This is a genomic window from Pseudanabaena biceps PCC 7429 (assembly GCF_000332215.1).
Lineage (GTDB): Bacteria > Cyanobacteriota > Cyanobacteriia > Pseudanabaenales > Pseudanabaenaceae > Pseudanabaena > Pseudanabaena biceps.
Genome location: NZ_ALWB01000052.1, coordinates 18,723 through 27,602 on the forward strand (window position 1 = coordinate 18,723; position 8,880 = coordinate 27,602).

Here is an 8,880-nt window from a genome sequence, read left to right on the forward strand (position 1 = left end):
TTAACTTGGTATGAAAACTCAAAGATGAGTGGCGGCAGCTATATATCAGGAGAAGCGGGGATGGAGGATCGTTTTCGGGTATCAGCTAATATGTAAGATGGGCAATCCTAATTGCCTACGTTACCAAGTTATTAAATCAAAGGTTGTCTGTGTCCGTGAGTGAATCTGTACTCGAATCTATTTCCGCTGCATCTATCTCCAGTGAAGCTTTAGCAAATCTTGACTTAGCTGATTTTTCGCTAGACTTGCCCGATCCCAATGATGAAGGCTTAGCGGAAGGGCAATTTTTAGCAGAGGTCGATCTAGCTTGGCAAGTATGCGATCGCTTTGACCTACAGACGGATATCTGGCGAGGGCGGATTTTGCGGACGGTACGCGATCGCGAAAAAGCCAATGGTGAAGGACGCGGTACTGGTTTCCTCAAATGGCTCCAAGAGCGAGAAATCAGTAAATCTCAGGCTTACTCTTGGATGCAGCTTGCTAATAGTGCCGATACCTTGATGGCTGATGGTCAGTTAGATGCCGATGATATCAGACAATTTAGTAAGAGAGCATTTTTAGAAACCGCTCAAGCCGATCCTGAAGTACAACAGCTAATTGTCGATGCCGCCAGAAATGGCGAAAAGATTACCCGTCGCGAAGTGCGGCAACTGTCCGATGAATGGACTGCCATGAGTTCTGAGCATCTGCCTGACGATCTCAAAGAGAAGATCGCTGCCCATACCATTCCTACGCGCTACGTCGCCCCCCTAGTCCGTGAAATTGATAAGCTGCCTGAAGCCTATCAAACTCCGATCAAACAAGCGATCTCCGATGGATCCGATCTCGATAATATTAGGCTTGTTACTGCTGACGCGCAGCGGTTAACCAAGTATCTTTCCAATACCAATCAAGTGCAAGCGATCGCCAACCGTTCTGTCAATATTGATCTTGCCCTTGAAGAAGCCCTAAGACTCGGATGCCTCAAACTCGCTTCCGATCTGGTCAGCCAAGCCTCACAACTCGAACAGGCGATCGCCAAACTCTATGGCACATGGAAACGAGTTGCTACTGCTGCCGATCAGTTGTATGTTGAAGCTGGAGCAAGTACCCCCAATCTCATCGATTTACTTAATTCTCTCGACTCCCTCGCCAGTCAAAATATCACCGTACAGATTGGCAATGATCGCTCAGGACGCACTATTCGCTTGCAAATTACGGAAGAAGATCAATAGATTTGATGCAGATTTGATGCACATAAGTAACTGGGTGCAATTAAATATAAAATCCTTAAACCTGTAGCAAAAGCGCAGCGTAGGCTACAGGTTTTGGCTCTGGTTTTTAATTGTGCTCGGCTATTTACTAAAAGTAAAGATTGTTAGCATTAAACAATGCTAATACTTACTTCTAGCAATATTTTCCTCACCCCAATCCACCTCTCTCCCCCAAAAGAGGAACAAGAAAAAACAGTTATGTCAAACAGTGATTCTTTACAACAAGCGCTGAAGCAGTATTTTGGTTATGAGTCATTTCGGGCTGGTCAGCGCGAGATCATCGATGCTCATCTTGCGGGACGTGACACTTTAGCGATTATGCCCACAGGCGGAGGGAAATCCATTTGCTTTCAATTGCCCGCTTTGCTCAAAACTGGCGTAACCATTGTCGTATCGCCTTTGATCGCCTTAATGCAGGATCAAGTTACAGCACTCAAAGAGAATGGCATCGGGGCAACTTTTTTAAACAGTACTTTATCGGGAAGAGAAACCAATCAGCGATCGCAAGCAATTTTAAATGGAGCGATTAAATTAATCTATGTTGCGCCCGAACGTTTATTTGCTGAGCAGTTTATCGAATTTCTGAATATTGTTAAAAACAAAATTGGCATCGCAGGATTTGCGATCGATGAAGCCCATTGCGTATCAGAATGGGGTCATGATTTTCGTCCTGAATATCGCCAACTCAGTCGTCTGCGCCAATTCTATCCCGATGTGCCCGTAATTGGCTTGACCGCTACGGCGACCGAGCGGGTTAGGGAAGATATCATTCAACAATTGGATTTGCAACAGCCCTATGTCCATGTTGCCAGTTTCAATCGTGATAATCTCTATTATGAAGTCGTTCCCAAGCAAGGAACTGAACAATCCTATGTTAATCTCTTGCAGCAAATTAAGAGAATGCAAGGCTCAGGAATTGTCTATTGCCTAAGCCGTAAGCGTGTCAATGAAATTGCGGAGAGATTGCGAGAGGATGGCATTGCCGCCATTCCCTACCATGCGGGTTTGAGTGCAAAGGAGCGGGAAGAAAATCAGACGCGATGGATTCGCGATGACGTACAGGTGATGGTTGCCACGATCGCTTTCGGTATGGGTATCAACAAGCCCGATGTGCGGTTTGTGATTCATTATGATCTACCCAAAAATATTGAAGGTTATTATCAAGAATCGGGCAGAGCGGGACGTGATGGAGAAGACTCGCACTGCACCCTGTTTTTGGGCTATCAGGATTTAGAAACGATCAAGTATCTCATTGCTCAGAAGGTCGATCCGCATACCAATGAGCCATTGGAAGCAGAACAAAGAATTGCCCAACAGCAACTGCGCCAAGTCGTTGACTATGCCGAAGGTTTAGCCTGTCGTCGTACAATTCTTTTACGCTATTTTGGCGAACATTTTTCAGGTGATTGTGCCAATTGCGATAACTGCCTTACACCTAAACCAATGGAAGATTGGACGGTAGAGTCACAAAAATTCTTATCCTGTGTCGCAAGGGTAAAAGAGCGATTTGGGGCAGGGCAGATCATTGATATTTTACGAGGTTCTCTGAATAAAAAGATTTTGCAGCATGGGCATGAAAATCTCTCTACTCATGGCATTGGTAAAGATCGCAGTCTGGATGAATGGCGACAACTTTCGCGATCGCTAATTCATCAAGGCTACTTAACTCAAACTACCGATGGTTATGCCATTCTCAAACTCAATGATCGCAGTTGGGAAGTGATGCGTAGTCAGCGTAATGTGCTATTACCCATAGAACGCGATATGGAACCAGCAACGGTTACAGAACGCGAAGGCGCGCGCGAAAGACCTGTTGATGTGGAAATTCTCTTTGAGAGATTGCGTCTACTCCGCAAAAATCTGGCGGATGAGCAGGAAGTGCCGCCCTATGTGATTTTTAGCAATGCCACCCTCAATCAAATGGCAGAACAGCAACCCACAAGCCGCAAAGAATTTGCGAAATTATCGGGCGTTGGCGCAAAAAAATTAGAGCAATATGCCGATAATTTTATTGCGATTATTCTCGAACATCATCTCCAATATCCACCTGCGGAACCTGAAGAATCAATAACTGCTAGGGGTAAGCAAGAAGCCGTCACGCCTAAATCGAAGCTATCGAAGGCAAGTACGCAGCGCGAAACCTTGGCAATGTATGAGAATGGTCTAGATATCGACGAGATTGCTCGCGATCGCGGATTAAAACCTGCGACAGTCTGGACACATCTGGTGCAACTAATTGAGGCGGGTTATGCGATTAATTGCGATCGCCTTGTCACTCCTGAACGCCAGAATGTAATTTACGAAGCTCTAGAAGCGATCGGTGGTGACTCTCTCCGCAATCTCTTCGATCATCTGCGTGAAGAATATACCTACGATGAAATCAAGATCGTTCGCGCCCTCTGGCAAAATGAGAAAGAACCCTTATAGTTATAGGGATTTTCATTTTGCCTGCGGCAAAATGAAAATCCCTATAATTGTTTACTGATGGCACATTCACTATAAGTAATGGAAAACCTGCAAGAGCGATTAGTTCAACACCTCGAAAAAATTGTCATCGAGCGCAATCCCTACTATGCGTCGGCTGGGCATTTATTTGTCCGTGAATATATCCGATCGCATTTGGCTAAGTTCGGTGAAGTGATTACCCATGAGTTCGATGTAAATGGGAATAAGCATCAAAACTTGATTTTAGAAATTGCGGCTAAGGATGGCAAACAGCGATCGCCAATAATTATTGGCGCACATTATGACTCCGTTGCAGGATGTGTAGGTGCAGATGATAACGGTTCTGGCGTGGCGGTACTTTTAGAATTTGCCGAATACTTATTCGCTAATCCTGTCAAATATCCGATTCGACTAGTTGCTTTTGATATGGAAGAGTATGGCTTGTTGGGAAGTGATGCCTATGCCCAAAAGCTCAAGGATGAGAAGCAAAAGCTACGTTTGATGATTTCCTTGGAAATGTTGGGCTATTGCGATCGCACTCCTAACTCCCAGCAATATCCCGCAGGTTTAGAGAAGCTATATCCCAATACAGGGGACTTTATTGGATTGATTGGGAATATCTCCACGATTCCCGATCTCATTCATTTTCATCACTATCTTAAGCCGAGCGTGCCCTGTGAATGGCTACCTGCTGGCTGGCGAGGTTTGGCAATCCCCTCAACGCGCCTTAGCGATCATGCTCCCTTTTGGGATGCTGGCTATAATGCTCTTATGGTCACGGATACAGCGTTTATGCGAAATCCTCACTATCACCAAAGTAGCGATCGCTTAGAAACCCTCGATTTAGAATTTCTTACCAAAGTATGTCAAGGGCTAATTGCGGGTATTACGAATCTGTCTTGATATTGAAATGTCTTGATGAGGCAATTCAATATCAAGACGGATTCCGCATTTTGATAACTTCCACAAGTCATCAAATTCTCATCACAATTTTATTGTCTACAATTTCAACAAGCGTAATTTTTTTAGAAAACTGCTCTATTTCCTTGCTGTTGACATTACATAGAATCGCAAAAGGTGTAAATTGACCTACGAGGGAAATACTTGGAAAACTACTATCACTTGACAATGATTCGATGCAACACATATTCCCTGCAAACTCGATAATCCTTGTGCTAATTTGATAGCCTCCGCAACCCAAATTTGGATACGATAATGATCTCTCAATTAGCTGTTGATTATCAATTTCATAATAGATAGGACCCGGACGCGTTCCACCGCCTACCTTGACTTGGGTAATTCCACGGCAAATAATACAGTTAAGTTGTTCGACCGTTAAGATTAGCTCGCTCCTTCCGTTTTCTAATCCAGATTGAAGAAATTCTTCAAACTTTTGTTTTAAAGAAGCAAATTCTTCTGGAGTAGTCTCATAAATTGGAAAATCTACGACCGCTTGAGGCATCTTACCGTTAATGATAAACCACGACCTGATATAGGAAAAAGAAAGCGAAATAGAAATATACAGAATTAGGATCACGCTGTAGTTGAACCACGGATTTGGAAACGTGGTTTGGAGTTGAACTAGAAATTCATCCATGTAAAATGAATTTTATGCAAATATTGTTAGTTTAGGAACATAGTCATTCTAGCCAGTATTATTCATAGGAATCGATAATAATCCTCAAAAAATGTGCTTTGGTCATGCTAATGCGTTTACAACTGCAACCTGCAAGCGCAAATTCTTCCTTGATAAGTAGCTAGGCATAAGTAAACTTAAAACCTAGAAGAGCATACCGCCCGCTACGCGGGAGGTATGCTCTCTGGTTTTGGGTTTTAATTCTGCCTAGCTACTTATATAATTAATATAGTCATTTACAAATCTTAAAGATTACTTGAAAGAAAATTTATGAGTGAAGTTTCTAATCCTCTTTTAATTGGCAAAGGACTGCCGCCATTTCCAGATATCAAACCTGAACATGTCATTCCTGCCATTACCCAATTGCTCGAAGAAACTAGCAAGGGATTGACCGATCTTGAAGCCAATGTCCAGCCCACATGGTTGGGCTTAGTCGAGCCACTGGAACGACTCACGGAGCGGATCGGCTGGGCTTGGGGTGCGATCGAGCATTTGCTCAGTGTCAAAAATAATGCGGAATTGCGCGAAGCTCATAAAGTCGTCCAGCCTAGGGTAATCGAATTCTTCAATCGGTTTAGCCAAAGCCAACCAGTTTATAAAGCCTATAAAGCAATATATGGTTCTTCGGATTGGGATAGTCTCGAACCAGCCCAAAAACGTATCGTGGACGCAGCCATTCGTGATGCGGAGCTATCGGGCGTTGGTTTAGAAGGTGAAGCCAAAGAAAAGTTCAACAAAATTCAAATGGAACTTGCTGAACTCTCTACCAACTTCTCCAATCACGTACTGGATGCCACCAAAGCATTTAGCATGACCTTGACCTTGCCTGAAGAAATCGAAGGCTTGCCTCCCAGCCTGCTAGCCCAAGCAGCACAGGCAGCACGTTTGGATGGCGATGACAGAGCCACACCTGAGAATGGTTCTTGGTGTATTACCCTTGACTATCCTAGCTACGTTCCTTTTATGCAGCATAGTCGTCGTCGCGATCTGCGGGAAAAGCTCTATCGCGCTTTCGTCAGTCGTGCTGCCAGTGGTGAATTTGATAACTCTCCATTAATCGATCGCATTCTCGAATTGCGCCAACAAAAGGCAAATTTGCTCGGCTACAGCACCTATGCTGAATTGAGCCTTGCGCGCAAGATGGCTCCCAATGTCGAGGCTGTAGAAAAATTACTCGAAGAATTGCGCCAGTCTAGCTACAATGCTGCGGTTGAGGAATTTGCAGAACTCAAGGAATTTGCAAAATCTCAGGGTGAAACGGAAGAACTCAAGCATTGGGATACATCCTATTGGGCAGAACGTCAGCGTGAAACCAAGTTTAACTTCACCGTTGAGGAATTGCGTCCTTACTTTCCATTACCACAGGTTTTAGAAGGACTCTTTGCCCTCGTGAAGCGTCTGTTTGGCGTAACTGTAGTTTCTGCGGATGGTAAAGCTCCCATTTGGCATGAAAGTGTTCGCTTTTTTGAGATTCAAAACGAGAGCCATGAGGCGATCGCCTATTTCTATCTCGATCCCTACAGCCGTCCCGCTGAAAAGCGTGGTGGGGCATGGATGAATGACTGTATCGGACGCGCCAAGGTGGTTGAAGAGGGTACGCCGATTACCCGATTACCCGTAGCTTACCTGATTTGCAATCAGTCGCCACCTGTTGATGATAAGCCCAGCTTGATGACCTTTGGCGAAGTGGAAACCCTCTTCCATGAGTTCGGACATGGCTTGCAGCATATGTTAACTAAGGTAGACTATGCGGGCGCTTCGGGTATTAACAATGTGGAATGGGATGCGGTGGAATTGCCCAGCCAGTTCATGGAAAACTGGTGCTACGATCGCGCCACCTTGTTTGGCATGGCAAAGCACTACGAAACAGGCGAAACCCTACCTGAAAGCTATTTCCAAAAGCTCATTGATTCCAAAAACTACATGAGTGGTTCGGAAATGTTGCGTCAGTTGCATTTTAGCCTTGTCGATATCGAACTCCATCACCGCTATCAAATCGGCGGCGGCGAAACTCCGCTCCAATTGCGATCGCGCCTTGCTGAAAAGACGATGGTCATCCCACCATTACCTGAAGATAACTTCCTCTGTTCCTTCGGTCATATTTTTGCTGGAGGCTATGCCGCAGGTTATTACAGCTACAAGTGGGCGGAAGTCCTCAGCGCCGATGCCTTTGCCGCCTTTGAGGAAGCGGGGCTCGAAAATGAAGAAGCGATCGCTTCAACTGGCAGACTCTATCGTGATACTGTGCTTGCCCTTGGCGGTAGCAAACATCCAATGGAAGTCTTCAAAACCTTCCGAGGACGCGAGCCTAGCACTGCACCCTTACTTCGCCATAGTGGCTTAGCAAAGGTTTAGTAAGCAGTTAAGCATAATTAAAACCCAAAACCAGAGAGAGTAACGCCCGCGTAGTGGTCGTTACTCTCTTCTATACTTAGCCACTTACAGCGCATTGCGCTCAAACCCAAACCAAAGAAATTCTTGAAAGCGTTGCTTTGCAACGCTTTCAAGAATTTCTTTGTGGTTCGTTTGATCGATAATTGCTGCAACAACCTGACGAAACGAATTAGAGTAGGATTTTTGAAGCGATCACCCTTCATCACCCCAACCCCGATCGCTTATTTCCCACATCAAACAGCGATCGACTCTTCATGTTAGTGATCCTAGATTAGAATAGTGTTGATAATGCTTGCTTTAGCCTTAAATCTATGATTACAACTATTAAGAACAAGCAATTATTTGTTTTGTTGAACGAGCTAAAGTCTGGTCTGGTAGAACTCTATGGAGACAGATTGTTTTCGATGATTCTTTTTGGTTCTCATGCAAGAGGCGAGGCTACTTCTGAATCAGATATTGATGTGATGGTAGTTTTGGTAGATCCTGTTAACGCAGTTGAGGAGCGATCAAGAATGTCTAGTCTTTTTTGGTACTTCTTGAGGGAATATGATGAATTAGTCTCAATTATCCCAATATCAAAATCTCGGTTTTTAGAAGGTGGAATTTCTTTTCTGAGAGTGGTTAAGCGTGAAGGTATTGAGATATGAATGAATTAGCAAAGTTCTTGATTCTGTCCAATGACGATCTGGAAACTGCTCAATTGCTCTGCAATTGTGGACGTTATCGTTCTGCTATATCACGTGCTTATTATGCAATGTTTTATATGACTCAATATTTACTTCTCTCTGAAGGATTGGATACTTCTACCCACAAATGAGTTCTCAAGATGCTTAGTCTACATTTTGTGAAAACAGGTGTGAAAACAGGGAAAATAAATCCAAGTATTGCAGACTTACTGAGGGAAGCTTACGATGCTAGACAAGCTTGTGATTATGAATCTGATATGACTGAAGATGAGGAAATGGCGAAAAATGCGATCGCTAACGCTCAAACTTTTATTTCTGAAATTAAAATCTGGAGTTTAGACTAAGTTGATTAAGCTAATCAGAAAAAGAGCAGGAAAAAGTAACCCAGAGAATGGAGAACTGGGCAAATCCAAGAGAATGAAAAGGAGAATATTTAGGATTAGGAATTAAGGATGTCTTTGTTGAC

General features: G+C 44.0%; 8 protein-coding genes. 7 read left to right on the forward strand and 1 reads right to left on the reverse strand.

Annotated features, from left to right (window positions below):
- The first annotated feature begins 149 nt into the window (after positions 1-149).
- From PSE7429_RS08025 to PSE7429_RS08035, 3 genes are all read left to right on the forward strand, one after another.
- Positions 150-1,214 carry a hypothetical protein gene (locus PSE7429_RS08025; protein ID WP_009626627.1) on the forward strand — a complete coding sequence of 355 codons (1,065 nt, stop codon included), beginning with the start codon at positions 150-152 and terminating at the stop codon, positions 1,212-1,214.
- Between the two features lie 237 nt (positions 1,215-1,451).
- On the forward strand, positions 1,452-3,680 hold the full coding sequence (gene recQ / locus PSE7429_RS08030; RefSeq protein WP_040687758.1) for a DNA helicase RecQ: 2,229 nt from the start codon (positions 1,452-1,454) through the stop codon (positions 3,678-3,680).
- A 78-nt stretch (positions 3,681-3,758) separates the two neighbouring features.
- Positions 3,759-4,601 (forward strand): M28 family peptidase, encoded by an 843-nt coding sequence (locus tag PSE7429_RS08035; RefSeq protein ID WP_009626629.1) that lies wholly within the window; start codon positions 3,759-3,761, stop codon positions 4,599-4,601.
- A 70-nt stretch (positions 4,602-4,671) separates the two neighbouring features.
- Here PSE7429_RS08035 and PSE7429_RS08040 read toward each other — a convergent pair whose 3' ends face one another.
- Positions 4,672-5,160, reverse strand: coding sequence for a hypothetical protein (locus PSE7429_RS08040; protein ID WP_040687750.1), 489 nt, complete (start codon positions 5,158-5,160; stop codon positions 4,672-4,674).
- 444 nt (positions 5,161-5,604) lie between these two features.
- Between PSE7429_RS08040 and PSE7429_RS08045 the strand changes: the two genes are divergently transcribed.
- The 4 genes from PSE7429_RS08045 (at position 5,605) to PSE7429_RS27745 (ending at position 8,758) form a co-directional block, all read left to right on the forward strand.
- Positions 5,605-7,689: a M3 family metallopeptidase gene (locus tag PSE7429_RS08045; RefSeq protein ID WP_009626631.1), complete on the forward strand. Its 2,085-nt coding sequence runs from the start codon at positions 5,605-5,607 to the stop codon at positions 7,687-7,689.
- Between the two features lie 350 nt (positions 7,690-8,039).
- Complete coding sequence (locus PSE7429_RS08055) at positions 8,040-8,375, forward strand: nucleotidyltransferase domain-containing protein (protein ID WP_009626632.1); 336 nt, start codon at positions 8,040-8,042, stop codon at positions 8,373-8,375.
- Positions 8,372-8,545: a HEPN domain-containing protein gene (locus PSE7429_RS27920; protein WP_009626633.1), complete on the forward strand. Its 174-nt coding sequence runs from the start codon at positions 8,372-8,374 to the stop codon at positions 8,543-8,545. Before PSE7429_RS08055 ends, PSE7429_RS27920 begins: the two co-directional genes overlap by 4 nt.
- A 9-nt stretch (positions 8,546-8,554) precedes the next feature.
- Positions 8,555-8,758, forward strand: a complete 204-nt coding sequence (locus tag PSE7429_RS27745) for a HEPN domain-containing protein (RefSeq protein WP_009626634.1) — start codon at positions 8,555-8,557, stop codon at positions 8,756-8,758.
- Positions 8,759-8,880 lie beyond the last annotated feature (122 nt).